The sequence below is a fragment of the Streptomyces sp. NPDC020996 genome (assembly GCF_040641355.1).
Taxonomy (GTDB): domain Bacteria; phylum Actinomycetota; class Actinomycetes; order Streptomycetales; family Streptomycetaceae; genus Streptomyces.
In genome coordinates this window covers 137,999-161,586 of sequence record NZ_JBFADM010000004.1, presented here as the reverse complement: position 1 = coordinate 161,586, position 23,588 = coordinate 137,999, and the positions used below count along the sequence as shown (strand labels likewise).

The 23,588-nt window shown below is 73.2% G+C and carries 26 protein-coding genes; 12 read left to right on the top strand and 14 right to left on the bottom strand.

The window, feature by feature from the left end:
• Positions 1-198 precede the first annotated feature (198 nt).
• The gene (locus AB0G63_RS04795) at positions 199-843 is read right to left on the bottom strand and encodes a hypothetical protein (RefSeq protein ID WP_360744267.1); all 645 of its coding nucleotides are present in this window, start codon (positions 841-843) and stop codon (positions 199-201) included.
• A 205-nt stretch (positions 844-1,048) separates the two neighbouring features.
• Between AB0G63_RS04795 and AB0G63_RS04790 the strand changes: the two genes are divergently transcribed.
• The 4 genes from AB0G63_RS04790 (at position 1,049) to AB0G63_RS04775 (ending at position 3,444) form a co-directional block, all read left to right on the top strand.
• Positions 1,049-1,534, top strand: a complete 486-nt coding sequence (locus tag AB0G63_RS04790; protein WP_360744264.1) for a DUF5753 domain-containing protein — start codon at positions 1,049-1,051, stop codon at positions 1,532-1,534.
• Positions 1,531-1,734: a DUF397 domain-containing protein gene (locus AB0G63_RS04785; protein WP_360744261.1), complete on the top strand. Its 204-nt coding sequence runs from the start codon at positions 1,531-1,533 to the stop codon at positions 1,732-1,734. The genes AB0G63_RS04790 and AB0G63_RS04785 overlap by 4 nt, the downstream gene beginning before the upstream one ends.
• A 218-nt stretch (positions 1,735-1,952) precedes the next feature.
• Positions 1,953-2,630 carry a maleylpyruvate isomerase family mycothiol-dependent enzyme gene (locus AB0G63_RS04780; protein WP_360744258.1) on the top strand — a complete coding sequence of 226 codons (678 nt, stop codon included), beginning with the start codon at positions 1,953-1,955 and terminating at the stop codon, positions 2,628-2,630.
• A gap of 121 nt (positions 2,631-2,751) precedes the next feature.
• Complete coding sequence (locus AB0G63_RS04775; RefSeq protein ID WP_360744255.1) at positions 2,752-3,444, top strand: copper homeostasis protein CutC; 693 nt, start codon at positions 2,752-2,754, stop codon at positions 3,442-3,444.
• A gap of 49 nt (positions 3,445-3,493) precedes the next feature.
• On the opposite strand, the gene AB0G63_RS04770 is transcribed toward AB0G63_RS04775, so the two are convergent.
• Positions 3,494-3,709 carry a hypothetical protein gene (locus AB0G63_RS04770; RefSeq protein WP_360744252.1) on the bottom strand — a complete coding sequence of 72 codons (216 nt, stop codon included), beginning with the start codon at positions 3,707-3,709 and terminating at the stop codon, positions 3,494-3,496.
• A 73-nt stretch (positions 3,710-3,782) separates the two neighbouring features.
• Positions 3,783-5,825 carry a UvrD-helicase domain-containing protein gene (locus AB0G63_RS04765; RefSeq protein WP_360744249.1) on the bottom strand — a complete coding sequence of 681 codons (2,043 nt, stop codon included), beginning with the start codon at positions 5,823-5,825 and terminating at the stop codon, positions 3,783-3,785.
• Between the two features lie 412 nt (positions 5,826-6,237).
• Between AB0G63_RS04765 and AB0G63_RS04760 the strand changes: the two genes are divergently transcribed.
• Positions 6,238-6,399 carry a hypothetical protein gene (locus tag AB0G63_RS04760; protein WP_360744246.1) on the top strand — a complete coding sequence of 54 codons (162 nt, stop codon included), beginning with the start codon at positions 6,238-6,240 and terminating at the stop codon, positions 6,397-6,399.
• A gap of 88 nt (positions 6,400-6,487) precedes the next feature.
• On the top strand, positions 6,488-6,865 hold the full coding sequence (locus AB0G63_RS04755; RefSeq protein WP_360744243.1) for a hypothetical protein: 378 nt from the start codon (positions 6,488-6,490) through the stop codon (positions 6,863-6,865).
• A 173-nt stretch (positions 6,866-7,038) separates the two neighbouring features.
• Here AB0G63_RS04755 and AB0G63_RS04750 read toward each other — a convergent pair whose 3' ends face one another.
• Together AB0G63_RS04750 and AB0G63_RS04745 are read right to left on the bottom strand one after the other, a co-directional pair.
• Positions 7,039-8,682 carry a DNA repair helicase XPB gene (locus AB0G63_RS04750; protein ID WP_360744240.1) on the bottom strand — a complete coding sequence of 548 codons (1,644 nt, stop codon included), beginning with the start codon at positions 8,680-8,682 and terminating at the stop codon, positions 7,039-7,041.
• A gap of 240 nt (positions 8,683-8,922) precedes the next feature.
• Positions 8,923-11,442 (bottom strand): helicase C-terminal domain-containing protein, encoded by a 2,520-nt coding sequence (locus AB0G63_RS04745; RefSeq protein ID WP_360744237.1) that lies wholly within the window; start codon positions 11,440-11,442, stop codon positions 8,923-8,925.
• A 188-nt stretch (positions 11,443-11,630) separates the two neighbouring features.
• Between AB0G63_RS04745 and AB0G63_RS04740 the strand changes: the two genes are divergently transcribed.
• Both AB0G63_RS04740 and AB0G63_RS04735 read left to right on the top strand, forming a co-directional pair.
• Positions 11,631-12,653: a hypothetical protein gene (locus AB0G63_RS04740; protein WP_360744234.1), complete on the top strand. Its 1,023-nt coding sequence runs from the start codon at positions 11,631-11,633 to the stop codon at positions 12,651-12,653.
• 75 nt (positions 12,654-12,728) lie between these two features.
• Complete coding sequence (locus AB0G63_RS04735) at positions 12,729-13,370, top strand: haloacid dehalogenase-like hydrolase (protein ID WP_360744231.1); 642 nt, start codon at positions 12,729-12,731, stop codon at positions 13,368-13,370.
• On the opposite strand, the gene AB0G63_RS04730 is transcribed toward AB0G63_RS04735, so the two are convergent.
• Positions 13,349-13,597 carry a hypothetical protein gene (locus tag AB0G63_RS04730; protein ID WP_360744228.1) on the bottom strand — a complete coding sequence of 83 codons (249 nt, stop codon included), beginning with the start codon at positions 13,595-13,597 and terminating at the stop codon, positions 13,349-13,351. The two genes, AB0G63_RS04735 and AB0G63_RS04730, sit on opposite strands and share 22 nt — an antisense overlap.
• Before the next feature lie 166 nt (positions 13,598-13,763).
• Between AB0G63_RS04730 and AB0G63_RS04725 the strand changes: the two genes are divergently transcribed.
• Positions 13,764-14,147, top strand: coding sequence for a cold-shock protein (locus AB0G63_RS04725; protein WP_126393065.1), 384 nt, complete (start codon positions 13,764-13,766; stop codon positions 14,145-14,147).
• 95 nt (positions 14,148-14,242) lie between these two features.
• Here AB0G63_RS04725 and AB0G63_RS04720 read toward each other — a convergent pair whose 3' ends face one another.
• The 4 genes from AB0G63_RS04720 to AB0G63_RS04705 all read right to left on the bottom strand — a co-directional run bounded on the left by AB0G63_RS04720 (position 14,243) and on the right by AB0G63_RS04705 (position 17,891).
• Complete coding sequence (locus AB0G63_RS04720) at positions 14,243-15,094, bottom strand: 1,4-dihydroxy-6-naphthoate synthase (protein WP_360744225.1); 852 nt, start codon at positions 15,092-15,094, stop codon at positions 14,243-14,245.
• Positions 15,084-15,947, bottom strand: coding sequence for a futalosine hydrolase (locus AB0G63_RS04715; RefSeq protein ID WP_360744222.1), 864 nt, complete (start codon positions 15,945-15,947; stop codon positions 15,084-15,086). The genes AB0G63_RS04720 and AB0G63_RS04715 overlap by 11 nt, the downstream gene beginning before the upstream one ends.
• Positions 15,917-16,396 (bottom strand): DUF2771 domain-containing protein, encoded by a 480-nt coding sequence (locus tag AB0G63_RS04710; RefSeq protein WP_360744499.1) that lies wholly within the window; start codon positions 16,394-16,396, stop codon positions 15,917-15,919. The genes AB0G63_RS04715 and AB0G63_RS04710 overlap by 31 nt, the downstream gene beginning before the upstream one ends.
• A 70-nt stretch (positions 16,397-16,466) precedes the next feature.
• The gene (locus tag AB0G63_RS04705) at positions 16,467-17,891 is read right to left on the bottom strand and encodes an MFS transporter (RefSeq protein ID WP_360744219.1); all 1,425 of its coding nucleotides are present in this window, start codon (positions 17,889-17,891) and stop codon (positions 16,467-16,469) included.
• 279 nt (positions 17,892-18,170) lie between these two features.
• Between AB0G63_RS04705 and AB0G63_RS04700 the strand changes: the two genes are divergently transcribed.
• Positions 18,171-19,097, top strand: a complete 927-nt coding sequence (locus AB0G63_RS04700) for a DUF3027 domain-containing protein (protein ID WP_360744216.1) — start codon at positions 18,171-18,173, stop codon at positions 19,095-19,097.
• A 57-nt stretch (positions 19,098-19,154) separates the two neighbouring features.
• Here the strand turns inward: AB0G63_RS04700 and AB0G63_RS04695 are convergent, their stop codons facing one another.
• Together AB0G63_RS04695 and AB0G63_RS04690 are read right to left on the bottom strand one after the other, a co-directional pair.
• Positions 19,155-20,042, bottom strand: a complete 888-nt coding sequence (locus AB0G63_RS04695; RefSeq protein ID WP_360744213.1) for a hypothetical protein — start codon at positions 20,040-20,042, stop codon at positions 19,155-19,157.
• 15 nt (positions 20,043-20,057) lie between these two features.
• A complete protein-coding gene (locus tag AB0G63_RS04690; protein WP_360744210.1) occupies positions 20,058-20,495 on the bottom strand; it encodes an ATP-binding protein in 438 nt (145 codons plus the stop codon).
• Between the two features lie 161 nt (positions 20,496-20,656).
• Here AB0G63_RS04690 and AB0G63_RS04685 point away from each other — a divergent pair, with 161 nt between their 5' ends.
• Positions 20,657-21,535 (top strand): helix-turn-helix transcriptional regulator, encoded by an 879-nt coding sequence (locus AB0G63_RS04685; protein WP_360744207.1) that lies wholly within the window; start codon positions 20,657-20,659, stop codon positions 21,533-21,535.
• Positions 21,532-21,741 (top strand): DUF397 domain-containing protein, encoded by a 210-nt coding sequence (locus AB0G63_RS04680; RefSeq protein ID WP_360744204.1) that lies wholly within the window; start codon positions 21,532-21,534, stop codon positions 21,739-21,741. The genes AB0G63_RS04685 and AB0G63_RS04680 overlap by 4 nt, the downstream gene beginning before the upstream one ends.
• Positions 21,742-21,854: 113 nt before the next feature.
• On the opposite strand, the gene AB0G63_RS04675 is transcribed toward AB0G63_RS04680, so the two are convergent.
• Together AB0G63_RS04675 and AB0G63_RS04670 are read right to left on the bottom strand one after the other, a co-directional pair.
• Positions 21,855-22,811, bottom strand: a complete 957-nt coding sequence (locus AB0G63_RS04675; protein WP_360744201.1) for a fatty acid desaturase — start codon at positions 22,809-22,811, stop codon at positions 21,855-21,857.
• 198 nt (positions 22,812-23,009) lie between these two features.
• Positions 23,010-23,573, bottom strand: a complete 564-nt coding sequence (locus AB0G63_RS04670; RefSeq protein ID WP_360744198.1) for a hypothetical protein — start codon at positions 23,571-23,573, stop codon at positions 23,010-23,012.
• Positions 23,574-23,588: the final 15 nt, after the last annotated feature.

The following is a 23,588-nucleotide window of genomic DNA, read 5'->3' as shown; positions in this document are numbered from 1 at the left end:
GCCGCGTCATGCGCCTCGGGCCTCATCACTATTGATCAGACGTCGGCATTCCTCAACGACGTTGAATGCGGGTGTTCTTGAAGGCGACGTCGGCAGCGGTCGGGGATGTGATGGTGCGTCCCTACTGCGCGGTCGACAACGACCTGTCCGTCGAGGTGACACCCGTCGGGTGAGCCGGGGAGTCGGAGCGCCGGGTAGTCAGAGCGACAGCATCTCCAGCTCGGCGGTGAGGTTGTAGCGGGCCGTCGCCTCCCACTCCCGCTTCCCGCGCGGGGTGTGGAACAGGCTGGGCAGAGCGAGGAGTTGGCGCAGGATGTCGGAACGGCCCGCGCGGAAGGCGTCGTTCGGCACGAAGTGGTACTCCTCGCGGACGGCGGCGGTGTACGCGGCGTACGCGGAGGGCGGGGCGGCGAGGATCGCGAGGTCGGCGTCGCACAGCACCGCGCCGTTCGCGTCGCCGGGCTCCGGGGCGTGCGTGACGGTGAGCCGCACCAGCCGGGCCACCTCGGCCGTCCGGTCCGGCGCCACCCCGGCCTCGGGCAGGGCGCGTTCGGCGAGCCGGGCGGAGCGCTCCTCGTTCTCGGAGCGGTCGGGCAGGTAGACGGCGTCGTGGAACCACGCGGCCAGGCGGACGATGTCGGCGTCGGCGGCGTACTCCTCCAGCGTGTCGACGTGGTCGAGGACTGCGGTGAGGTGGGCCAGCGTGTGGTAGTGGCGCTGCGGTTCCTGCCAGCGGGCGAGGAGGTTGGCGGCGTACGGCGACGGGTCGGGACCGCCGGCCCCGGACCGGACCCCCTCCAAGGTGCGGACGAAACGGGCACGCAGGACGTCGAGATCGGCCATGCGGCCATTCTGCCCCGGCGCGCACCCTCGCCCGCTCCCGCCGCCGCGGGGGCCGGTGCACTCGATGGGGGGGTCCCGGTCATTCACGGGAGTGGCGGTGGCGCTCCACGCGTACCGTGCCCAGCAGCGGTCCCCTTACTCAGCGTTGCCGCGGGGACGCCATGAGTGTCGGCCGGTGCCGGTCGCTGAGGGAGAGGGGCAGCCCATGGTGCAGGTGGTGGAGCAGGCGCGGACCATGTTCACCGTGTGGCGGCCCCGACGGCGCGATGACGAGATCGAGCAGATGGTGGCGGCGCGGATGGCCCGGCACAAGCTCTACGAGCGTAAGCCGGCGCCCACGCTCAGTTTCGTCATCGAAGAGTCCGTGCTGGAGCGGCCGTTCGGCGGTGTGAGCGTGCTGCGCGGCCAGTTGGAGCGCATCCTGCTCGTCGCCGACAACCCTCATGTCGAGATCCAGGTCATGCCGACCCGGGTGGTCGACCACGCGGGCGCGGACGGGCCGTTCACGATGATGACCCCGGAGGGCGGGGAGCAGGTCGCCTATGTGGAGAGTCAGGCCAACGGGCGCGTGATCACCAAGCGGGAAAGCGTACGTGGGTTCGCCGTGCGGTATGGAATCCTGCGGGCACAGGCGCTGTCCCCTGCCGAATCCGTGCGCCATATCGAGAAGTTGCTGCAAGGAGACCTATGAACACCGAGCAGTTCCAGGCCCAGGCGCTCCACTGGTTCAAGTCGAGTCACAGCGGTGGCGCCGGTGGCGAGTGCGTCGAGGTCGCCGCCCTCCCCGGCTCCGTCCACGTCCGCGACTCCAAGGACACCGGCCGGGGCGCCTTCAGCGTGGCCCCCGCCGCCTGGTCCGCATTCGTGGACCACGCCATCCGTCGTCATTGACCGAAAAGCAACGTCAACACTGCGTGACGCTTGCCTTGGCCGTGGCTGGCCGCATTGGCAGCATCGGCCGTGGCAAACAGAACAAGGTGCATATGGCTGCACCAGGTCCTGGGGCCGCTCCTTCGGGGGCGGCCCGAGTGCTTTCCGGTAAATCAGGGCCTGCGGGACGCGGTTTCCGGTCCGGGACATGTCACGGTGTCGGGACTAGCGTGACCTCCATGACGACTCCTGCGGATGTTTCCGACGTACGAGACCCCGAACTGCCCGGGCGGCTGCTGGCCGCCGAGCGTGACGCGCTGATCCCGCTGCTGCGGGCCCGGCCGGACGCGGACTTCACGCGTCCGGCTGTCGCGTGTCCGGGCTGGAGCGTGCGGGACGTGCTGGCGCACTGTTCCTCCGCGCTGATGCGGGTGGTGGAGAGCCGGTACGAGAAGGACGTGTTCTCGCCCGCGGCCAACGACCGCGACATCGCCGAGCGGGCCGGCTGGACGCACCAGCAGGTGGTCGACGAGCTGGAGCGCGGGATGACCGAGGCCGGGCCGGTGATCGCCGCGTCCGGCGGGCTGCTGGACAAGATCGCGCTGGGGGAATGGGTGCACGGCGGCGACGTGCGCGAGGCGCTGGGGGAGCCGGGGGCGTACGGCGGGCGGCCGTTGCCGGCCGCGCTGGCGCTGCTGGCCTACGTGACCCGGAAGGAGGGACGGCCGCCGCTGCACGCCGACCTCGACGACCTGGACGAGCCGCTGCGGCTGGGCGACGTGAGCGGGGAGCGCCCGCCCGCCCGCTTCATCGGCGACGCCCCCACCCTCGTACGGCTGTACGCGGGGCGTTCGGCGGCCGGGGCGTCGTACGAGCTGGCCGGGGCCGGGGAAGGGGAGCTGAACATCTTCGGGTGAACGGCGGCGGCTGAGGGGCGGCTCAGGGACGGCGGTGTGGCGACGGGGGCGGGGCGTAGTCTTCAATGGGTGATTGGACTAGACCTGTAACCGCCCGATGAATGCCGACGAATGGGGTCCCATGAGCAAGCGTGCAGTCCTGGAGGTGATCGCCCTCGACACCGAGGACGCCGTCGCCGCCCAGGCCGGAGGTGCGGACCGTCTCGAACTGGTCACCGACATGTCGGCGGACGGGCTCACCCCGTCGACCACGACCGTCGCCGCCGTCCGCGCCGCCGTCGACATCCCGGTGCGCGTGATGCTGCGGCTCTGCGACGGCTTCGCCGCCGGGGACGTCGAACGGCTCGTCGAGACCTCCGGGCGGCTGCGGGACGCCGGGGCCGACGAGTTCGTCCTCGGCTTCCTCGACGACGCCGGGGAGGCCGACCTGGCGGCCGTCGAACGGGTCGTCGCCGGGCTGGACGGCTGCGCGTGGACCTTCCACCGGGCGATCGACCGCGCCGCCGACCGCGACGCCCTGCGCAAACAACTGGACGGCCTGCCCGGGCTGGACGCCTACCTGACGGCCGGGTCGGCGGCGGGAGTCGACGACGGACTCCCCACCCTGCTCGCCGAGGCGGAGCGGGGCGGGGAGCCCGGGTACGAGCAGCGGATCCTCGTCGGCGGCGGACTCCGCCTGGACCACGTACCGCGCCTGCGCTCCGCCGGGATCGACGCCTTCCACATCGGCAGCGCCGCGCGCCCGGGCGGCTGGCAGGCTCAGGTGTCGAAGGCGGCCGTGGCCGAATGGCGGACGGCCCTGGACGACGCCTGAGCCGGCGCAAGCCTGCCCCCCTCGCTGTCCTGTGCCGGTCCCTCGGCATTCAGTGCCGGTCTGTGGCTCGCGGGTGCCCCGTACCCGCGAAGGTGATCCAGCAGGCCTCCCGGGCGGTGTCGAGGAGGTACCAGACGCGGCCGCCGCCGGTCACCTCGATCCGCCACTGCTCGCAGGTCTGCCCGCGGTGGGTGCCATGTGCCAGGCCGCCCTTGAGACGGTGGTGCCGGGGCGTCTCGGTGGCCGGCCCGGGGTTCGTGCGCATGGTGATCCAGGCCCGGTAGGTGTGCGCGGCGCATCACCCGTCGCGTGCCCGCGGGCCGGCCCTGCGTCCGTGGTCATGTCAGCTGGGATGGGAGCGGGGCCGTGTGGGTGACGGTCAGACCGGAGACGGCTCGGGTCAGGGCCACGTACAGGCGGCGCAGGCCCGTGCGTTCGTCCGGTTCGCCGTCGACCACGGCCTGCGGCTCGTCCAGGACGACGTAGTCGTACTCCAGGCCCTTGGCGAGCGAGGCCGGGACCAGGGTCAGGCGGGTCTCGGCCGTCGTCTCCTCGCCGGGGGCCAGGTGGGCGATGCCCGCCGCCGCCAGCGCCTCGGCCAGCGCCGGGACGCGGGCGTCGGCGGCGATCAGGCCGGTCGAGCCCTCGTTGCGCAGCGACTCCTCGCACGCGGCGACCACTTCGGCGGTGTCCGTGACCCGGCGGACCTCGAAGAAGCCCGGGTTCTCACGGACCGACGCGACCGGCGTCAGGCCGGGCGCGATGTGCGGCAGCAGCCGGGAGGCGTACGTGATCACGTCCGTCGGCACGCGGAAACCGGCCGTCAGCTCCTCGATCACGCCGTCCGTCTTGCCGAGGTGGGCCAGTGCCTCGTCCCAGCTCCGCGTCGCCCACGGCGTGGTGCCCTGCGCGAGGTCGCCGAGGACGGTCGCCGAACCGGTGCTGCAGCGCCGCCCGACCGCCCGGTACTGCATGGGGGACAGGTCCTGCGCCTCGTCCAGGACGACGTGGCCGAGGGAGGGCGTGCGCTCCACGATGTCCCGCGCCTCGTCGATCAGCACCGCGTCGGCCGGCGACCACCTGGCCGACTTCACCGACCGCACCGGCTTCGCCCACAGGATCGTCTTCTGCTCGTCCTCGCTCAGCAGGCCGTCGGCGTGCTCCGCGAGGAAGTCCGCGTCCGTGAGCAGGCGCAGCACGAGTTTCGCCGGGTCCACCGGCGGCCAGACCGCCTTCACGGCCGCCTTCACCGCGCTGTTGCGGGCCACCGCGTCCTGCACCCGGTCGTCCGGGGCCTCCCCGGAGCGCTCCATCTGCACCAGCACCGCGTGCGCGACGCGCTGCGGCAGGGCCTCGCGGGCGGCGCCGTAGCGGATGTCGCGCTCCAGCAACTCGCGGACGATCTCCTCCAGTTCGTACGCCGGCACCCGCCAGCGGCGCGAGCCGCGCACCACGACGACCGGCTCGGCCGGCATGGTCACGTGCGCGTACACGGCCCGCCGCAGCACCTGGGCCATCCGCGCGTCGCCCTTCACGACCGCCGCGGCCGCGTCGTCCGTGCCGCGCACCTCCACGTCGCGCGCGACCAGGTCGTCGACCGTGGCCTGCCGGACCGTCAGCTCGCCCAGCGCGGGCAGCACCTGCTCGATGTAGTGCAGGAAGGACCGGTTCGGCCCGATGACGAGGGTGCCGGTGCGGGCCAGCCGCTCGCGGTGCGCGTACAGCAGGTAGGCGACCCGGTGCAGGCCGACGGCGGTCTTCCCGGTGCCCGGACCTCCCTGCACGCACACGGTCCCGCCCAGCCCGCTGCGGACGATCTCGTCCTGCTCGGGCTGGATCGTCGCCACGATGTCGCGCATCGGGCCGACGCGCGGGCGCTCGATCTCCTGCTGGAGCAGTTTGCTGGTGCGGGCCGCCTCGGCCGGGTCGGACAGGTGCTCGTCCTCGTACGCGGTGAGGTCGCCGCCGGTGTAGCCGAAGCGGCGGCGCAGCGCGACGTCCATCGGGTCCTTCTTCGACGCCCGGTAGAACGGCTGCGAGACCGGCGCGCGCCAGTCGATCACCATCGGGTCCCCGTCGGCGTCGTGCACGTGCCGCCGTCCGATGTAGAACCTCTCCCCTTCGGCCCCTTCGGCCTGATCGGCGCCGGGGGCGTGCAGGTAGTCGAGGCGGCCGAAGAACAGCGGGGTGTCGCTGAGGTCGGCCAGCGCCTTGATGCGTTCGCCGATCTGGCGGGCCAGCACCTCGGCGTTGACCCAGTTCGCGGTGACGTCGCTGATGTCGAGCGACTCGACGTCCTCGCGCATGGCCCGCAGGGCGGCCCGGGAGGCGGCGAGGTGGGAGCGCTCACGGGAGAGGGGATCGTCGACGGGCGTGGACAAGGGGGTGCCTCCGAAGGCCTGCGGCGTGACATGCGAGACATGCGTGACATGCGTGACCGGCACGACCGGCATGACTCGGCATGACGGGCGTGCGGGCGTGACTGGCTGCGGGATACCGGCCGGTTTCCGTCCGGACGGCGGCGCTCCGTGTTCGGGAGGCGGGCAAGAGCGGAGATTCTAGGCCAGGCCCGCGGGCGGTCGCCAACCGGTTTTCCGGCAGCCCGGCCGCCCGGCCCGGTGATCCCCCGACTCCGTGGTCCTCTGGTCCCTTGGTCCTCTGATCCCCTGATCCCCTAGGGGACGCGGCAGCCCCGGTGGAGGAGCGGGTCAGACCGGGGTACTACGCGGCGCCGTCTGCGGTTCGCTCCGTGGACCGATGCGGACCTTATGTCCGGAACGCCACCATGGAGACATGAGTGCAGCAACCTTCCACCCGGCCCCTTCGCACAGCCACCACCCACGCCTCCACCGCCTCGCCGAAGTCCTGCACGCGATAAAGGTCTTCGTCGGCGCCGCCTTCAGCGTCGCCGTCCTCGGCGAGTACGGCGAGGACCCGGGCGTGCTCCGTAAGTGACCCCCGCGCCGAACTGAGTACGAGCCCACCCGCGGGATGAGCAGGGGCACCGGCGCCCCGCTGCCCACGGGCCTGCTTTACTGCGCGCATGACAACACAGCACAACCCGGCACAACCCCTCCCCAGACCGGACGCGGACGCGCGGGACCGCCGGGCCTGGGTGGCGCCGCTCATCGCGACGGTCCTGTTCGTGTTCCTCGGCCCGGCCGCGCTCCTCATCGGCGGCATGTCCGCCATGGCGACCGACGGCTGCGGCCACGACGACTGCTCGGCACTCATCACGCAGCTCGACGTGGTCTACGGCATCCTCACCTACGGCGGCCCGCTGGCCGTCCTCGCCTGCATCGCCGCGTGGGCCCTGCCCTGGAAGCGCCGCTGGTCGACCGCCCGCGTGGTCGCCGCCGTCGTCACCGTGCTCCCGCCGCTGTTCGTCCTGGTGCTGGTGTTCACGCTTCCGGCACCGTGAACCCGGCCCTGAGCCACCGGCCCGCCCGGCCCTGAGCCACCGGCCCGCGCGGCCGTGAGCCACCGGCCCGCGCGGCCGTGAGCCACCGGCCCGCCCGGCCCTGAGCGGCCGGACCGCTCCCGGACTCCGACGGGGCGGCCGGACCGCTCCGATGCTCCGAGCGGCCGGACCGCTCAGCTCTCCGCGAGGATCTCGTCCGCGTCCACGATCCGGTAGGCGTACCCCTGCTCGGCCAGGAAGCGCTGCCGGTGGGCGGCGAAGTCCTGGTCGATCGTGTCGCGGGCGACCACGGAGTAGAAGTGGGCCTGGTGGCCGTCGGCCTTGGGCCGCAGCACCCGTCCCAGCCGCTGTGCCTCCTCCTGCCGCGACCCGAAGGTCCCCGACACCTGGATCGCGACCGTCGCCTCCGGCAGGTCGATGGAGAAGTTCGCGACCTTGGACACCACCAGCACGCTGATCTCGCCCTCCCGGAAGGCGTCGAACAGCTTCTCCCGCTGCGCGTTGGACGTCTCGCCCTTGATGACGGGCGCGTCCAGGTGCTCGCCCAGCTCGTCGAGCTGGTCGATGTACTGCCCGATGACCAGGATCTGCTGCCCGGCGAACCGTCGCACCAGAGCCTCGGTCACCTTCCGCTTGGTCGCGGTGGTCGCGCAGAAGCGGTACTTCTCCTCCGTCTCGGCCGTGGCGTAGGCGAGCCGCTCCGAGTCCGTGAGGTTGACCCGGACCTCCACGCAGTCGGCGGGCGCGATGTAGCCCTGCGCCTCGATCTCCTTCCACGGAGCGTCGAACCGCTTCGGGCCGATCAGCGAGAACACGTCCGACTCGCGGCCGTCCTCCCGCACCAGGGTCGCGGTCAGCCCCAGCCGCCGCCGCGCCTGGAGGTCGGCGGTGAACTTGAACACGGGCGCGGGCAGCAGGTGCACCTCGTCGTAGACGATCAGGCCCCAGTCGCGGGAGTCGAACAGCTCCAGGTGCGGGTAGACGCCCTTCCGCCGCGTCGTCAGCACCTGGTAGGTGGCGATCGTGACGGGCCGGATCTCCTTCCGCGTCCCGCTGTACTCGCCGATCTCGTCCTCGGTCAGCGAGGTGCGCTTCACCAGCTCGTGCTTCCACTGCCGGGCGGAGACGGTATTCGTGACCAGGATCAGGGTGGTCGACTTGGCCTGCGCCATCGACCCCGCGCCGACCAGCGTCTTGCCGGCCCCGCAGGGCAGCACGACGACACCGGAGCCGCCGTGCCAGAAGTTCTCCACGGCCTGCTTCTGGTACGCCCTGAGCGCCCAGCCGTCCTCGTTCAGCTCGATCGGGTGCGCCTCGCCGTCCACGTAACCGGCGAGGTCCTCGGCCGGCCAGCCCAGCTTGAGCAGCACCTGCTTGATCTGCCCGCGCTCGGAGGGGTGCACGGCGACGGTGTCCGGGTCGATGCGCGTCCCGACCAGCGGCGCGATCCGCTTCGAGCGCAGCACCTCCTCCAGCACCGGCCGGTCGGTGCTGGTCAGCACCAGTCCGTGCGTCGGGTGCTTGCTGAGGGTCAGCCGGCCGTAACGGTCCATCGTCTCGGCGACGTCCACCAGCAGCGCGTGCGGCACCGGGTAACGGCTGTACTGCACGAGCGCGTCCACGACCTGCTCGGCGTCGTGCCCGGCCGCGCGCGCGTTCCACAGGCCGAGCGGCGTCACCCGGTAGGTGTGGATGTGCTCCGGCGCGCGCTCCAGCTCCGCGAACGCCGCGATGGACCGACGGCACTCGTCGGCCTGCTCGTGGTCGACCTCGAGCAGCAGCGTCTTGTCGGACTGGACGATGAGTGGACCGTTCACCTGCGAGACCCCTTCCGAGCGGCCAAACGTCCAGTGTGCCCTATCGGCCGGTGATCACCGCTGGTCGTCCGGTCACCACCGGTCGTCCGAGCCCCTTCGGCCTCCCGAGCCCCTTCGGCCTCCCGAGCCCCTTCGGCCTCCCGAGCCACCTCGGCCTCCCGAGCCACCTCGGCCTCCCGAGCCCCCTCGGCCTCCCGAGCCCCCTCGGCCTCCCGAGCCCCCTCGGCCTCCCGAGCGCCGTCAGTCGTCCGCGAGTTCGGCGACCCCCGTGATGCGGTGCAGCGGGTAGGTGCGGACCTCGTCCGCCGTGTGGTCGTACGCCGTCACGAAGCCGCCCTCGACGCGGATCGGGGCGATGACGCGCTGACTCGCGGTGCCCTCGGCGTTGACGTACCCGATCCACAGCGTCTCGCCGGTCAGGACGGCCGCCTGCACGGTGGCCAGGGTCTCGGCGGAACCGGTGCGGGGCAGCTCGCCGTTCGCCGCGGGGGCCTGCTTGCGCGGCGCCGTGGACGCCAGGTCGCCGGCCCTGACGGCGCGGACCGCGGCCGCGAGGAGCGTGGCGTCCGGCGTCGGCGGGCCCTCCGGGACCGGTTCCGGCGCGGTGCGCGGCGGGGTGCGGTACGCGTCGGCGCGGGTGATCACCACGTCGCCCTCGGCCGACTCGGCGGCCGGCGCGAAGCCCATCGCCCGCAGCCCCTCCAGCAGGGCCGCCGGGGCGGCCTGGGCGGCCAGCACGGTCGGCGCGAGGCGGCGCAGGCGCAGGGCGGCGGCGCGCCGGTCGGCGAGGATCTCGTTCAGCAGCGCGTCGTCGTCGCAGCGCACGTACGCCGAGGCTGCGCCGACCCGCAGATGGCCGTGCCTGCGGGCCACGTCGTCGATCAGGTACGCCAGCGGCTGCGGCACCGGCGTGCGGGAGTGCGCGGCGAGGAAGGCGTGCAGGTCGGAGGCGGTCTGGCCGGCGTCCAGGGCACGCCGTACCGAGGCCGGGGTGAAGCGGTAGACCGTCGCCCCGCCCTTGGACTCGACGTCGGCGAGCACGCCGAGCAGGTCGGCCAGCGGCCGCTGGAGCGGGCCGGGCGCCACCGCCGTCAGGTCGGCCTGCAGCAGGACGTGGTCCAGCGGCTCCGGCAGCAGCGGGGCGAGCAGCCGGGCGGCGGCCGCCGCGGCGGTGGCCTGCTCGGCGGGGGAGAGGGGCTCGACGGGGGCCTGCGCGTGGAGGACGTGGTGCACGGGCAGCTTGTCGCCGGGGCCCGCCGGCTCCGGCTCCGGTCCCGGCCCGGGTTTCCTCGGCGCGGGCGCGCCCAGCAGCGCCCGCCCGTGCGCGGACAGGGCGCCCCGGCCGGTGACGCCCAGCGTCTCCGCCTCCGACAGCGCCCAGCGGGCCAGCCGGGCGCGCAGGTCGTCGTCCCGGCGCTGCGGGCGCTCCCAGTCCAGGCGGGCGAGCACCGAACCGGCGGACGGCGAGGTGCCCTCCGGCAGCCCGGCCAGCAGGGTCAGCACCCGGTGCCGTACCTCGGGCGCCGCGGACCGGTCGAGCCCCGGCCCGAGCGCCGACAGCGTGCGGTCCTTCGCGTCCCGCCCGCCGACCAGCCCCGGCGTCCGGGTCGCCGTCAGCCACGCCCGGGCGAGCTGCGCCCAGCGCTCGGCGGGCGGGCGTTGCAGCCACTCGTCGTGGGCCGGGGTCGCCGCGTACCGCTCGTCGGCCTCCCCGTCGGAGGCGAGCAGGCCCGCCGCGTAGGCGAGTTCGAGCCAGAAGGCGGCGACGGGCTCGGGCACGTCCAGGGCGACCGCGGTGCGCTTGAGGTCGCGCACGCTCAGCCCGCCCGCCCGCAGCACCGCGGGCCCGCCCTCGTCCCAGTCCTTCAGCAGCTCCTCCACCGTCGCCAGCGCCGTGTACGCCTGCCCGGCCGCCGTCGCGTCCACCACCTGCGGACGGTGCGTGGCGGTGGGCTCCAGCGCGGGCGGCAGCGGCTCGACGGCGCGGTGCGCCCGGCCGCCGCGCAGGTGCAGGGCCACCTCGCGGGGCAGTACGACCGTGCCGGGCGCCGTCGGCAGCAGCAGGCCCCGGTCGAGCAGCCAGCGCAGGTGGGCCGCCGGATCCGCGGTGACCTGGCCGTACGGCGGCCCCCAGACCAGCCGGTCCAGCACCTCACGTGCCGGGGGCGGGGCCGCGTCGAGCAGCGCCGCCATCCGGGTGCGGTCGGTGAACAGTCCGGTCAGCGAGGCCACGGCGGAGACGGAGTCGTGCGTCGAGGCCAGCCCGGCCGCCGTCACGATCTCCTGGATGCGCCCCGGCGACATGCCCGACGTCGCCTCCCGCACGGTGGGGCCGAGCCCCGTCGGGGACGGGTGCTGCGGCGACGGCGAGAGCAACTCGCGGGCCGTGCGCACCAGTCGGAGCCGGTCGTCGCCGCCCCACACCAGCGCCAGCTCGCGCAGCGTGCCGAGGGCGCGGGGCAGCGCGGCGGTGACCGCCGGGTCGCCCGCGTCGCCGGCCATCAGCCCGAGCAGCTCCTCGTACGCCGCCGGGTCCGAGGCCACCGCCAGGGCCTGGGCCGTCTGCTGGGCGAAACGGTCCAGCCGCTCCAGCGCCCGGACCACGGACGCCCGGGTGCCGGCCCGGGTGGCGAGCTGGGTGAGGTCGGTGGGGACGGGGGTGACGAGATCGGGGCGGGCGCGCAGGAGTGCGGCCAGGGAGGCGTCGTCCCTGACACGGAGGGCCTCTGCGAGTGAACGCGGGGCGGCCGGGGTGCTCATCCGACCCACGGTAGCGGGTGCCCGGCCCGCCGGCCCGGGCCCCCGGGCCCACGCCGACCGGCCCGGACGTCCTCGCTCCGGCCGCGGCACGGCCCCGCGCGGCGCCCGCCACCGGGCCGGTCTGTGCCGATCTGCGCTACCTTCGTGCCCACGTGGTATCCAACACGCCCGCCCCGGAGGGGACTTCGTTGGGGATCGAGAGCGACCAGGTCGTCTACGAGTATCTGAGCCGCGTCGGCGACGTGGCGCACCAGCAGCAGTTGCCGTCCGCCACGCGCATGCGGCTGGTGTCCGAACTGCGCAACGAGATCGACCGGCGCCGGGCCAAGGCCACCGCCGACTCCCCGGCCGCCGTCCGCCGCATCATCGACCGGATCGGCAGCCCCGACGAGGTCGTCGCCGCCGCGGGCGGCACCGGCACCGGGCCGGAACCGGCCCCGACGCGCGTGCCCGTGCAGCGGGACGGCGGGACCGCCGGCGACGCGGGAGACGGCGGCCGGCGCAAGGGGCTGCGCCGCGTGGTGCCGCGCCCGCGGCCCGAGCCGCCCGCCGCCCCCGAGGCGGCGCCCCCGGCGGGCGCGCGGGAAGCCGGCGCCGGAGCGGCGCCGGCCGACTGGTGGCGGGTGGAGGGCAGGCCGTTCGTGGAGAGCGAGGTGCCGGGCTTCACGGGAGGCATCGAGATCCCGGAACTGCTGCGCCCCCCACGCCCGAGGGAGCCACAGGGCGAGGCGGACCCCGCCGCCGACAAGACCGGGTCCGCGAAGGCCGGTCCCACGAAGGGCGGTCCCGCCGGGGAAGCCGCCGCCGACGCCACCGATGCCACCGAGGCCACGGACGCTCCCGCCGCCCGCCGCCGCCTCGCCCTGCCGCTCTCCGGCCGGCGCAACCCGCTGCTGCTGATCGCCGCCGGGCTGCTCGTCGCCGGCGCGCTCCTCGGCAACTGGGTCGCCCTGCTGCTCGGCTGGGCCATCGCCTACGCCTCCCGCCGCCTGACGCAGAACGAGTCCAAGGTGGCCGTCATGGGCATGCCGGGACTGGCGCTGGCGGCCGGCGCCGGGTGGCTGTGGGGCCGGGCGAACGGCCGCTGGGGCGACCCCATCGCCGACGGCCACCTCAACGACGCGATCGCCCAGACCTGGCCATGGGTGGTACGAGCCGCCGCACTCCTGTCGGCCCTGTACCTGACCTGGCGCTCACAACGCCGGACGTAGGCCGCGCGGTCGTGTCCGGCGGGCGTCCGTACGCTGGCCGTCTGTCCGGCGGGGCCGGTGGGCACAATGGGCGGTATGGCCTTCGCGACCTCTTCCGCCTCTTCCGCGCTCACTGTCGGCTTCGACCTGGACATGACCCTGATCGACTCGCGCCCCGGCATCCGCGCCTGCTACCAGGCGCTGTCGGAGCGGACGGGCGTGTACATCGACGCCGATCTCGCGGTCACGCGGCTCGGGCCGCCGCTCGCCGACGAACTCGTCCACTGGTTCCCCGAGGACGAGATAGCGGCCATGGGCGAGCTGTACCGGTCGATGTACCCGACGATCGCGGTGGCCGCCACGCCCGCGCTGCCGGGCGCGCGGGAGGCGATCGACGCGGTGCGGGCCGCCGGTGGGCGGGCGATCGTCGTCACCGCCAAGTACGAGCCGAACGCCAAGCTGCACCTGGAGCACCTCGGCATGGAGCCCGACGCGGTGATCGGCGACCTGTGGGCCGAGCAGAAGGCGCTGGCGCTGCGCGAGCACGGCGCCGCCGTCTACGTCGGCGACCACACGGGCGACGTGCGGGGCGCGCGCACGGCCGCCGCCGTGTCCGTCGCCGTGGCGACCGGGCCGTGCAGCACCGAGGAGCTGACGACGGCCGGTGCGGACGTCGTGCTCGGGGACCTGACGGAGTTCCCCGGGTGGCTGGCGGACTACCGTCCCGTCCGCGCCTGACGGCGCGCCACCGCGATCGACCGGAGCACGCCGGCGGCGGCGATGAGGAAGCCGACGCCCATGAGCATGCTCAGGCCGAACATGAACGGCGGAAAAGGCTTCGCGTGGAGGAACAGCGGAGCAACTGTGACGAGTGTGGCCACCGCACCGGCGAAGAACACGATGGCACCGGCACGGATCAGTCGGTCACCGGGCGCGGCGGAATTCGTTTGGGTTTTGTCACGCACCCCACCAGGGTAGTTCCCAGCCCGAAGGAACAACCGGGAGACGTCTTGTCACCGGCCTGAAGACCATTAGCCTTGGTAGCGGCGGGTCACGGACGACCCGCTCTAGTGCTATCAAGAGCCGTTTCCAGAAGCAGTTTTCCCGACGAGTACGAGGACGAGGACAGACGTGCCTACCGGCAAGGTCAAGTGGTTCAACAGTGAGAAGGGCTTCGGCTTTCTCTCCCGCGACGACGGCGGTGACGTCTTCGTCCATTCCTCGGTCCTCCCCGCCGGAGTCGAGACGCTCAAGCCGGGCCAGCGCGTGGAGTTCGGCGTCGTCGCCGGGCAGCGCGGTGACCAGGCCCTTTCGGTGACCGTCCTCGACCCGACCCCCTCGGTCGCGGCCGCCACCCGCAAGAAGCCGGACGAACTGGCCTCCATCGTCCAGGATCTGACGACCCTCCTCGAGAACATCACCCCGATGCTCGAGAAGGGCCGCTACCCCGACAAGGCGTCCGGTAAGAAGATCGCCGGCCTGCTCCGCGCGGTCGCCGACCAGCTCGACGTCTGACCCCTCCGCCGCGGCACCCTGCCCGCCGCAGCAGATCGTCCGCCTGCGGCAGCCCGTCCGCCGCGGGCAGACCGTCCGCTACGCGAGCACGAGCGTCACGGGAACGCCAGCGCGTCCGCGCCGAGGGGCGGCACCAGCCCCTCGGCCGCCGCGCGGGTGAGCAGCCCGCGGACGGCCGCGTAGCCGTCGTCGCCCAGGTCGGCCGTGAAGTCGTTGACGTACAGGCCGATGTGCTGGTCGGCGACGGACGGGTCCATCTCCTGGGCGTGTTCCATGACGTACGGGCGGGAGGCCGCCGGGTCGGCCCAGGCCGCGCGGACGGACGCGCGGACGGAGTCGGCCAGCAGCGTCAGCGCCCCGGCGCCCAGGGACCGCTTGGCGACGATCGCGCCCAGCGGGATGGGCAGGCCGGTGGTCCGCTCCCAGTGCTCGCCCATGTCCGCGAGCTTGTGCAGGCCGTAGTGGTGGTACGTGAAGCGCGCCTCGTGGATGACGAGCCCGGCGTCGACCTTCCCGTCCCGCACGGCCGGCATGATCTCGTGGAACGGCATCACGACGATCTCCCCGACCTTCCCCGGGACGGTGTCCGCGGCCCACAGCCGGAACAGCAGATACGCCGTCGACTTCTCGCTGGGGACGGCGACCGTACGGCCCGTCAGGTCGACGCCGTGGTCACGCGTGAGCACCAGCGGCCCGCACCCCCGGCCCAGCGCGCCCCCGCACGGCAGCAGCGCGTACTCGTCGAGGACGTACGGCAGGACGGCGTACGACACCTTCAGCACGTCGAACTCGCCGCGCTCGGCCATGCCGTTGGTGATGTCGATGTCCGCGAACGTCACGTCCAGCGCGGGCGCGCCCGGGACGCGGCCGTGGGCCAGGGCGTCGAAGACGAAGGTGTCGTTGGGGCAGGGCGAGTACGCGATCCGCAGGGGCTGCTCACTGGTCATGCTTGTTCCAACTCTCCAGTACGGGCAGGAGCTTCCCGAAGCCGTCGGTCAGGGCGGCGAGGGCGTCGGCGATGCGCCAGGCGGCGCGGTCGCGGGGGCCCACCGGGTTGGACACCGCGCGGATCTCCACGACGGGCACGCCGTGCGCCGCGGCCGCCTCGGCGACCCCGAAGCCCTCCATCGCCTCGGCGAGGGCGCGCGGATGGCGGGCGCGCAGCCGCTCGGCGCGCTCGGCGGTGCCGGTCACCGTGGAGACGGTGAGTACCTCTCCGGTGCGGGCCCCGGTCACGCGCGCGAGGTCTCGTACGAGTGAATCGGGTGGACTGTGGGTGACGGTCCCGAAGCCCAGCTCGGTGACCGGCACGAACCCCTGCGCGGTCTCGGCGCCCAGGTCGGCCGCGGTGATCCGGTCGGCGACGACGAGCGAGCCGACGGGCGCGGCGGGCTGGAAGCCCCCGGCGATCCCGGCGGAGACGACCAGGGTGTACGGGGCGCCGTCGAGGGCCGCCGCGGTCAGGGCGGCGGCGGTACGGGCCCCCGCGAGCGCCGGCCCCACACCGACCGCCGTCAGATCGACCGCCGCCGGACCGGCCGGCGCCTCACCGGCCGCCGTCACGTCGGCCGCCGACTGGCTGGCCGCCGTCGGATCGGCCGCCGACCGGCCGGGCGTAGGCTCACCGGCCGCCGGTGACAGCCGGTGCAGGACCGCGCCCGGGAGCCGCAGCTCCCGGAAGGACCCCGCGAACGCCCGCGCCACCGCGTCCCGCTCGGCGGGGACGGCGGTGGCCACCAGCACGCGGAGCCCGACGGCAGCGGCAGCGATCAGGCGTCCTTCTTCAGCTTGAACGACCACAGCCCGGTGACCGTGTTGCTGCCCTTCTTGCCGTTGCCCGCCTTGATGGAGACCAGGGTCGAGTTGCCCTGGGCGCCGTACTGGGCGTTGAAGAAGACGCTGCCCGGGATGGTGCGGTAGGTCTTGGTGCTGTCCTCGGTGAGCGGCTGGCCGTTCATCAGGATCGTCCACCGCTTGTCGGCGGTGTCGGGGTCGACGCCGAAGCGGACGGTCTCGTCGGGGTCGACCTTGATGGACTTGATGTCCTTGTCCTTCAGGCACTTCGTCAGGTCCGCGACGCTCAGGCCCTTGCCCTCGCCGCCGCAGGTGGCCTCCTCGCTGACCGAGGAGGAGCCGACCGTGATCGTCGACAGCGGCGTCGGCTTCTCACAGGCCGACAGGACGAGCAGTCCGGCACAAACGGCGCCGGCGGCGGCGACGGCGCGGCGGCGTCGCACAGCGGATTGCATCGAGGTCATGGCCGAAGGCTATCGGGCGGCCCCGGTGCCGCGACCAGGCGGGGTACGACGTGCCCGTGCGTTACGCCACGCGGGGCCGTGCGGAGCCGCCGTGCCGGGCCGACCCGATCAGCCCGCGGAAGGTGGCGAGCCACCCCAGGGCGAGGACCGCGGCGGCCACGCACAGGCCCGCCGTGCCGTTCAGCGGCATCACTATGCCTATCGCGCCGCCCAGCACCCACGACACCTGCATCAGCGTCTCCGAGCGGGCGAACGCCGAGGTGCGCACCAGCTCGGGCACGTCCCGCTGGATCAGCGCGTCCAGCGACAGCTTCGCCAGCGCCTGCGAGAACCCGGCGACCGCGGCCAGGCACGCCACCAGGAACGCGCTGAAGAACACCGCCGCCGTGATCGCCGCACCCAGCACGACCGCCAGCACCGTCACGATGATGATCTCCGGCGCCCGGGCGCGCAGCCACGCCCCGACCGCCGTGCCGAGCGCGTTGCCCGCGCCCGCCGCGACGGCCACCATGCCCAGCGACACGGCCGCGCTGGAGCCGGTCAGCGGGTGCTCGCGCAGCAGAAAGGCGAGGAAGAACGTCAGGAAGCCCGACAGCCAGCGCAGGGCGGCGTTCGCGCCGAGCGCGTGGGTGACCGCGAGACCGACCGTCCTGAGGCCCGGGCGCTTGACCGGCTTGAGGTGCGGCCCGTGCAGATGCGCCTCGTCCGCGGCGAGCAGGGCCACGTCCTCACCCTTGGCCGAGTCCACCTTCGGCGGCAGTGAGAAGGACAGGAACGTGCCCACGACGAAGATCACGAAGGCGCCGTAGAGCGGCCAGCGCGGACCGACCGCGTGCAGCCCGGCGCCGACCGGGGCGGCCACCGCGGTGGCCAGCAGCCCGCCGAGGGTGACCCGCGAGTTCGCCTTCACCAGGGAGAACTTCGGCGGCAGCAGACGCGGCACGACGGCGCTCCTGACCACGCCGTACGCCTTCGAGGCGACCAGCACGCCCAGCGCCGCCGGATACAGCTGGAGGCTGCCGGTGGAGACGGCACCGGCGATGATCAGCGCGAGCAGCGCCCGGGCCAGCATCGCGCCCGCCATCGCGGCGCGGCGGCCGTGCGGCAGACGGTCGAGCAGCGGCCCGATCACCGGCGCGAGGACGGTGAAGGGCGCCATGGTGATCGCGAGGTAGAGCGCGACCCGTCCGCGCGCCTCGTCGGTCGGCACGGAGAAGAAGACGGTGGAGGCGAGGGCGATCGTGATCATCACGTCGCCGGCGCCGTTCACGCCGTGCAGTTCGATCAGCTTGCCCAGGCCGGACTCGCCCGCGCCGTGCGCGTGGGTGGCCTTCCTGATCCCGCGCACGGTCCCGGTGAACGGGAAGTGCAGGGCACGGCCGACCGCGCGGACGGACCCGCCGAACCGGCCCGAACCGCCACTTCGGCCCTTCCCCCTGACCCCGCCCACACCGGCGGTTCCCTGGGGCGTCCTTGCGGCTGCCACGACGCAATAGTGCCCCGATAACGGTGTGCGTAGTGCGGTTACCGCGCGTATGGAGCCGACCGGACTCGTGGAGAGGGACCTTTTCCGACCCGTCGGTGTAGGCCGCGCGCACGCGAGAAGGTAGCGTGCCTATCTCAGCCATCCCGCAGAATGGATGGCAGAGGTGCGCCCGAGCGCGATCGGGCGCGGACGTCGACGCGGTCCCCGGGTCCGCTCCGTCCGCCCCGCCGCCGCCAGGCAGCCGCACCTGTGAGACGGCGTAGGAGAGAAGCGATACCTGTGAGCGCAGCGACCACGCGAAGCCGCACCCCCGACCGCCTGTGCGCCGAGGCAGTCGACCTCGCCCGCGCCACAGCCGAGGAGGCCGCCGCGCCGGGGATCGTCGGCGAACACGAGGGACTCGTGTCCGAGGGCGACCGCGTCGTCACGCACTTCTTCGCCTGCAAGGAACTCGGCTACCGCGGCTGGCGCTGGGCGGTGACCGTGGCCCGCGCCTCCCGCGCCAAGGTCGTCACCGTCGACGAGGTGGTGCTGCTGCCCGGCCCGGACGCCGTGCTCGCGCCGGAGTGGGTGCCGTGGAGCGAGCGGCTGCGCCCCGGCGACATGGGGCCCGGCGACCTGCTGCCCACCGACGCCGAGGACCTGCGCCTGGAGCCCGGCTTCACCGGCGAGGACGAGCCGGCGCCGAACGCCGCCGTCTCCGAGGACATGGCCGAGCTGGCCGAGGCGGAGGACGCGGAGGTCACGGCGGGCGCCCCGGCCACCCTGCCCGTCGTCCCGTCCCGCGGCTCCATCGCGGCCGTCGCCGAGGAACTGGGCATGCGCCGCGCCCGCGTCCTGTCCCGGTACGGCCTGCACACCGCCGCGGACCGCTGGGAGGACGCGTACGGCTCCAAGACCCCGATGGCCCAGGCGGCCCCGGCGTCCTGCGTCAGCTGCGGCTTCCTCGTCCGCATCGGCGGCTCCCTCGGGCAGGCCTTCGGCGTCTGCGCCAACGAGTTCTCCCCGGCCGACGGCCGCGTGGTCTCCCTGGCCTACGGCTGCGGCGGCCACTCCGAGGCGGCGATCATGCCGAAGACCCCGCAGCCGGCCCCGCCGGTGATCGACGAGACCAAGGTCGACGTCTTCCCCCTCCGCCCGGCCCCGGACTCCGGCTCGGTCCCGTCCGTCACGGACGAGGCCGCCGCGGAACTGGGCCACTCCTAGCCCCCGGCGGCCCGCCGGGCCCCGGCGGGCCCGCGCCCACCCGGGCCCGGGCACGGCTCACCGCTCCGTGAAGATCTCCTCGGCGGTGGGGGCGATCACGGCACGCCGGAGCCAGCGGCTCAGGGTCTCGGAGTCGTCACACCCGATGACCCGCTCGCGGACGGCTCCGGGGACATCGATGCCCCGCACCTCCAGCACCTCCAGGACGTCCCAGGCGGCCCGCTGAGCCTGCCCCTCGACGCGGCCCTCCTCCCGGATTTCTCGGGATGGGGGCAATTTGCAGAAGGAGAGGTCCACGGCCACCAGCTGCCTCCAGATATCTGCGGCGGGGTTTTTGCCAAGCCCTTGTGCAACGAGTCCGACGATCGGGTTGGCGAGCGCCGCGGGCTCGTCCCGCAGAGCTGCGGTCATCGCTTTGAGCATGGTCTCGATGGCCGGATTCGCGGCGTGGGTGATGGCGGACAGTGCGGCGAGTGCGAGGTCCTCGCGGACCTCGGCCGGGTCGGTGAGCACCGGCATGCTGCGCGGTCCCGTGACCAGCGGATGCAGGGTGAGCAGGGGCGACTGGGGATGCCCGAAGACCACCGGGCGCGCCGCCCATGCCACGATGGCGGGATCCTGGCAGAGGACCAGCAGCATCGGCTGCAATCGGTACTTCATGAGCAGGTAGGACACGTAGTGCGCCCAGCTCGCGGGCTTTTCCGGGTCCTTCGAGCCCTGGGCCTCGACCGCCAGGAGCAGCGGCTCGTCGTGCTCCGTCTCCAGCCTGAGCAGAATGTCGGCCCGGCGTTCCAACGGGTGGGCCGCCTCGGTGACGTCGGTGGGCAGGATGGTGACCGAGGTGGGTGGGGTGAAGTCGATGCCCAGCACGTCGGACACCCGGGAGAACAGCCGCGGGTGGTCCTGGAAGATGCGGTGCATCGCCTCGTGGGACGAACCGACCATGGGGTCTCCTCAGCTTCAGAAGGTGGGTTCCGGCGCCGAGAGGCGTACCTCGGCCCAGACGGTCTTGCGCGGGAAGCGCCCGTCGGACACGCCCCAGCGGTCGGCGAGCGCTTCGACGAGCAACAGGCCCCGGCCGGATTCGGATTCAGGGTCGGCGGAGGCGGGCCGGGGCCGGGGCAGTTCGTCGCCCCGGGTGTCGGTGACCTCGATGCGGAGCGTGCCGGCCACGACGTGGAGCGTGAGCCGGAAGTCCCGTCCCGCTACGCGGCCGTGGGTCGCCGCGTTGACGGCCAGCTCCGCGATGATCTGGCGGGCGGGGTCCAGCGGCAGGCCCCAGGAACGGAGTTGTTCCACCCCGAGCAGCCGGGCGAGGCGGGCGCCGCGTGGCGTCGGGGAGAGCTGCAGGCTGAAGTTGCGTACGGGGGCGGCGGGTTCGGCGGTTCGCTGATTCACGTCACTCAGCGTGGCGGTGTCTGCTCATCGTGGATAGTGACTCAATGAGTACGTACGGTCACTGTCCGGAGCTTGTCCGGTGCTGTCGGGGCTGTGCCGACGGTTGGTACGGGTAGGGCGCCGGGTGCGCGTCACGGACGGTTCCGAGGGAGAGGTGCGGCATGACGGCAGTCGAGGCGGAGGCGGGGCGGCTCAAGGACGAGGCGGACGAGCCGGGCTGGGAGGTCGACCCGGACGACGAGTGGGGCGTCGCGGTCATCACCACGGTGGGGCGGCAGGTGAAGCTGCGGCGCGAGGCGGTGGGGATGAGGGCCGCCGAGTTCGGGAGAGCGGTCGGCTACGGCGAGGACATGGTCTACAAGATCGAGGGCGGCAAGCGGATCCCCCGGCAGGAGTTCCTGGACAAGGCGGACGAGGTCCTGGAGGCGGGCGGGCTGATCGCGGCGACGTGGGAGGACGTGAAAAAGGTCCGGTACCCGAAGAAAGTGCGGGCACTGGGCAAGTTGGAAGCGCAAGCGGTTGAGATCGGCCTGTACGAGTGCAACATCATCCCGGGTCTGTTGCAGACGCCGGAGCATGTGCGGGCTCTGATCACGGCAGCACAGCCGCCGTACTCGCCCGATGACGTGGAACGCATGGTGGCCGCGCGATTGGCCCGGCGATCGGTCTTCGAACGCGATCCCGCTCCCTCCATCCACTTCGTGGTGGAAGAGGCGCCCCTGCGACGACAGATTGCGGGCACAATGGCGTGGCGACAGCAACTCGAACATCTGCTGGAGGTGGGGCGGTTGAACCACGTCACGCTTCAGGTCATGCCGACGAACACCGAAGCCCACCCGGGCTTGGACGGCCGGATCGAGCTGCTGAAGTTCCCGGATGGCACAGCTGTGGGACGTGCCGACGGCCTGTTCAACAGTCGCCCAGTCTCCGACCCCAGGCAGCTCCGTATCTTGGAGCTGCAATATGGCACCATCCGGGCACAAGCCCTCCCGCCGCGGGAGTCGTTCGCCTTCATCGAGAAACTGCTGGGAGAGACATGATGCGCAAGGCCTCCGCCGGGGGAACCTCCGAACTGGCGTGGTTCAAGAGCAGCTACAGCGGTGGTACCAACGGCGAGTCCTGTGTCGAGATCGCCACTGTTCCCGGCACCGTCCACGTCCGCGACTCCAAGAACGTCACGGGTCCCCGGCTCGCCTTCGCCCCGGACGCGTGGGAGAAATTCGTCCCGTACGCGTCCGGAGCCTGACCACACCGCTCGGTTCGCCTGCTACTCCACCAGCAGGCGAACCAATTGATCCTCGGCCCGGTGTGCCGGGCGTTCCCGGGAAGCCGCTGGAGGACGGGGCGGGGGAGCCCGCCTCACCTGCGTCCGGGGGCGCTGTCGAGCCGTAGGAGGGCCGTCGGGACAGCGGCCGATGCCAGCGCCCGGCGGTGACGGCGGAGCACCGCGGACTCGCCCAGCAGCAGGGAGCGCGGCCGGTAGGCGGGGCCGTTGAGGGAGCGCTCCAGCGCGGGGAGGTAGTTCCAGCGCACCGCCGGGTGCGCGGAGTGCGCGAAGTGGTACAGGTCGCCGTACGGCAGCCAGGTGCCGCGGGCGAGCAGGGCGAGGAGCGCGTTGCGCGGGTACAGCCGCAGGCAGCGGCCCGCCTCCACGACGACGGGCGGTCCGGTCACCGGCTCCGGGTCGAACCAGCGGTGCTCGACGAGCAGGGACATCCACGCGAGCTGCGGGTACAGCAGCAGCCGGGGCAGCACCAGGGCGAACACGGCCGCCTCCCAGCCGAAGGCGAGGACCGCAGCCGCCGTCACCGCCGCCGGCCCGGCCGCTCGCAGCCGTCCGGCGCCGGGCTCCCGCCGGAGGGCGGCCAGGCCGCGCAGGGTGCCGTAGGCGCCGGACGGGGTGAGCGGGTGAATCATGCCGAGCAGGCACCGCGCCGTCGTGGCCCCGGGCCGCAGGCCGGCCGCGTGGAGTTCGGCCAGGTTGGGATCGGCTCCGGCGACCGTTGCGTTCGGATGGTGCTCGCGTACGTGCCGACGCCGGCGTACGGACACGGGGACGAAGCCCAGAGGGATGTGGACGGCCGTCTCGGCGAGCAGCATGTTCAGCCGGCCGCTCCGTACCAGTACGCCGTGCACCGCGAAGTGGCTGACCTCCTGGAGGTGACGGAATTTCACCGCACCCGCGAGCGCGGCGGCCGCGCAGCCCCAGGGGCCACCGCGCGCGGCCACCCCGCACCATCCGGCGAACTCCAGCCAGTGCCCGAGCAGTAGAAGTACGGGCGTGACGTCGTTCAGCCGCTCACGCTGGAGCCGCATCACCGAACGGAGCGATTCCGGTGTGTGCCGTCCCCGCGCCGGGCTGAACCACCACCGGTCCGCCTGCCGCAGAGCGATCCCCACCGTGACTGCCAACAGACCGGCCGACAGCGCCCCCAACGTCGTCCCCTTCCCCTCGTCCCCCACCGGGAGCGGCACGGGGCGGAGACGGCCGTCGGGACAGCGTCGGGCCGACGGTCAGATCTCGGTCGGGTGGATCCCCGCCTCGTGCAGCACCTTCAGGTTTTCCCGGCTGAGCTCCGCGAACGCGCTGATTTCCGCCATGTGCGCGGCACCCGCGTACTCCACCGGGCCGTCACCCAGCAGCACGGCGGGGTCGAGTTCCGCCTCGTACACGACGGTGGCGTTCCCCTCCAGCACCGGCTGCCACACACCCCCGGTCGTCTGGAGGAAGCTCCGGGCGACACCTCCGGGGCTGCGCACGGTCACCGGCCGCTCGGGATCGACCAGCCCAAGCCGGGACAGGGTGGCACGGGAGGCCGCGATGCCCGAGCCGCACGACGGCGTCAGCCCGGCCCCCCGCTCGTAGGTGTGGATGAACACCTCGTCGTCCGACAGCGGCAGCACGAAGGAGAGATTGGCACCGATCGGGAACACCTCCGGTGATCCGGCGACGCGCCGGCCGGTCTCGATCAGCTCGGCCTCGTCGTACGCGTCGATCACCGTGATCAGGTGCGAGTTCGGCACCGCGACCGCCGTCACGTGGCGCGACGGGTGGAAGGCCGGGAGCAGCCGGTCCACGTACTCGCCGTGCGG

What these genes read in the sequence shown, in the direction of transcription:
- AB0G63_RS04795 (WP_360744267.1), bottom strand. Translation starts at nt 843, where the DNA reads ATGGCCGATCTCGACGTCCTGCGTGCCCGTTTCGTCCGCACCTTGGAG.
- AB0G63_RS04790 (WP_360744264.1), top strand. Translation starts at nt 1,049, where the DNA reads ATGGTGCAGGTGGTGGAGCAGGCGCGGACCATGTTCACCGTGTGGCGG.
- AB0G63_RS04785 (WP_360744261.1), top strand. Translation starts at nt 1,531, where the DNA reads ATGAACACCGAGCAGTTCCAGGCCCAGGCGCTCCACTGGTTCAAGTCG.
- AB0G63_RS04780 (WP_360744258.1), top strand. Translation starts at nt 1,953, where the DNA reads ATGACGACTCCTGCGGATGTTTCCGACGTACGAGACCCCGAACTGCCC.
- AB0G63_RS04775 (WP_360744255.1), top strand. Translation starts at nt 2,752, where the DNA reads ATGAGCAAGCGTGCAGTCCTGGAGGTGATCGCCCTCGACACCGAGGAC.
- AB0G63_RS04770 (WP_360744252.1), bottom strand. Translation starts at nt 3,709, where the DNA reads ATGCGCACGAACCCCGGGCCGGCCACCGAGACGCCCCGGCACCACCGT.
- AB0G63_RS04760 (WP_360744246.1), top strand. Translation starts at nt 6,238, where the DNA reads ATGAGTGCAGCAACCTTCCACCCGGCCCCTTCGCACAGCCACCACCCA.
- AB0G63_RS04755 (WP_360744243.1), top strand. Translation starts at nt 6,488, where the DNA reads ATGACAACACAGCACAACCCGGCACAACCCCTCCCCAGACCGGACGCG.
- AB0G63_RS04745 (WP_360744237.1), bottom strand. Translation starts at nt 11,442, where the DNA reads ATGAGCACCCCGGCCGCCCCGCGTTCACTCGCAGAGGCCCTCCGTGTC.
- AB0G63_RS04735 (WP_360744231.1), top strand. Translation starts at nt 12,729, where the DNA reads ATGGCCTTCGCGACCTCTTCCGCCTCTTCCGCGCTCACTGTCGGCTTC.
- AB0G63_RS04720 (WP_360744225.1), bottom strand. Translation starts at nt 15,094, where the DNA reads ATGACCAGTGAGCAGCCCCTGCGGATCGCGTACTCGCCCTGCCCCAAC.
- AB0G63_RS04710 (WP_360744499.1), bottom strand. Translation starts at nt 16,396, where the DNA reads ATGCAATCCGCTGTGCGACGCCGCCGCGCCGTCGCCGCCGCCGGCGCC.
- AB0G63_RS04695 (WP_360744213.1), bottom strand. Translation starts at nt 20,042, where the DNA reads ATGGTCGGTTCGTCCCACGAGGCGATGCACCGCATCTTCCAGGACCAC.
- AB0G63_RS04685 (WP_360744207.1), top strand. Translation starts at nt 20,657, where the DNA reads ATGACGGCAGTCGAGGCGGAGGCGGGGCGGCTCAAGGACGAGGCGGAC.
- AB0G63_RS04680 (WP_360744204.1), top strand. Translation starts at nt 21,532, where the DNA reads ATGATGCGCAAGGCCTCCGCCGGGGGAACCTCCGAACTGGCGTGGTTC.
- AB0G63_RS04675 (WP_360744201.1), bottom strand. Translation starts at nt 22,811, where the DNA reads ATGCGGCTCCAGCGTGAGCGGCTGAACGACGTCACGCCCGTACTTCTA.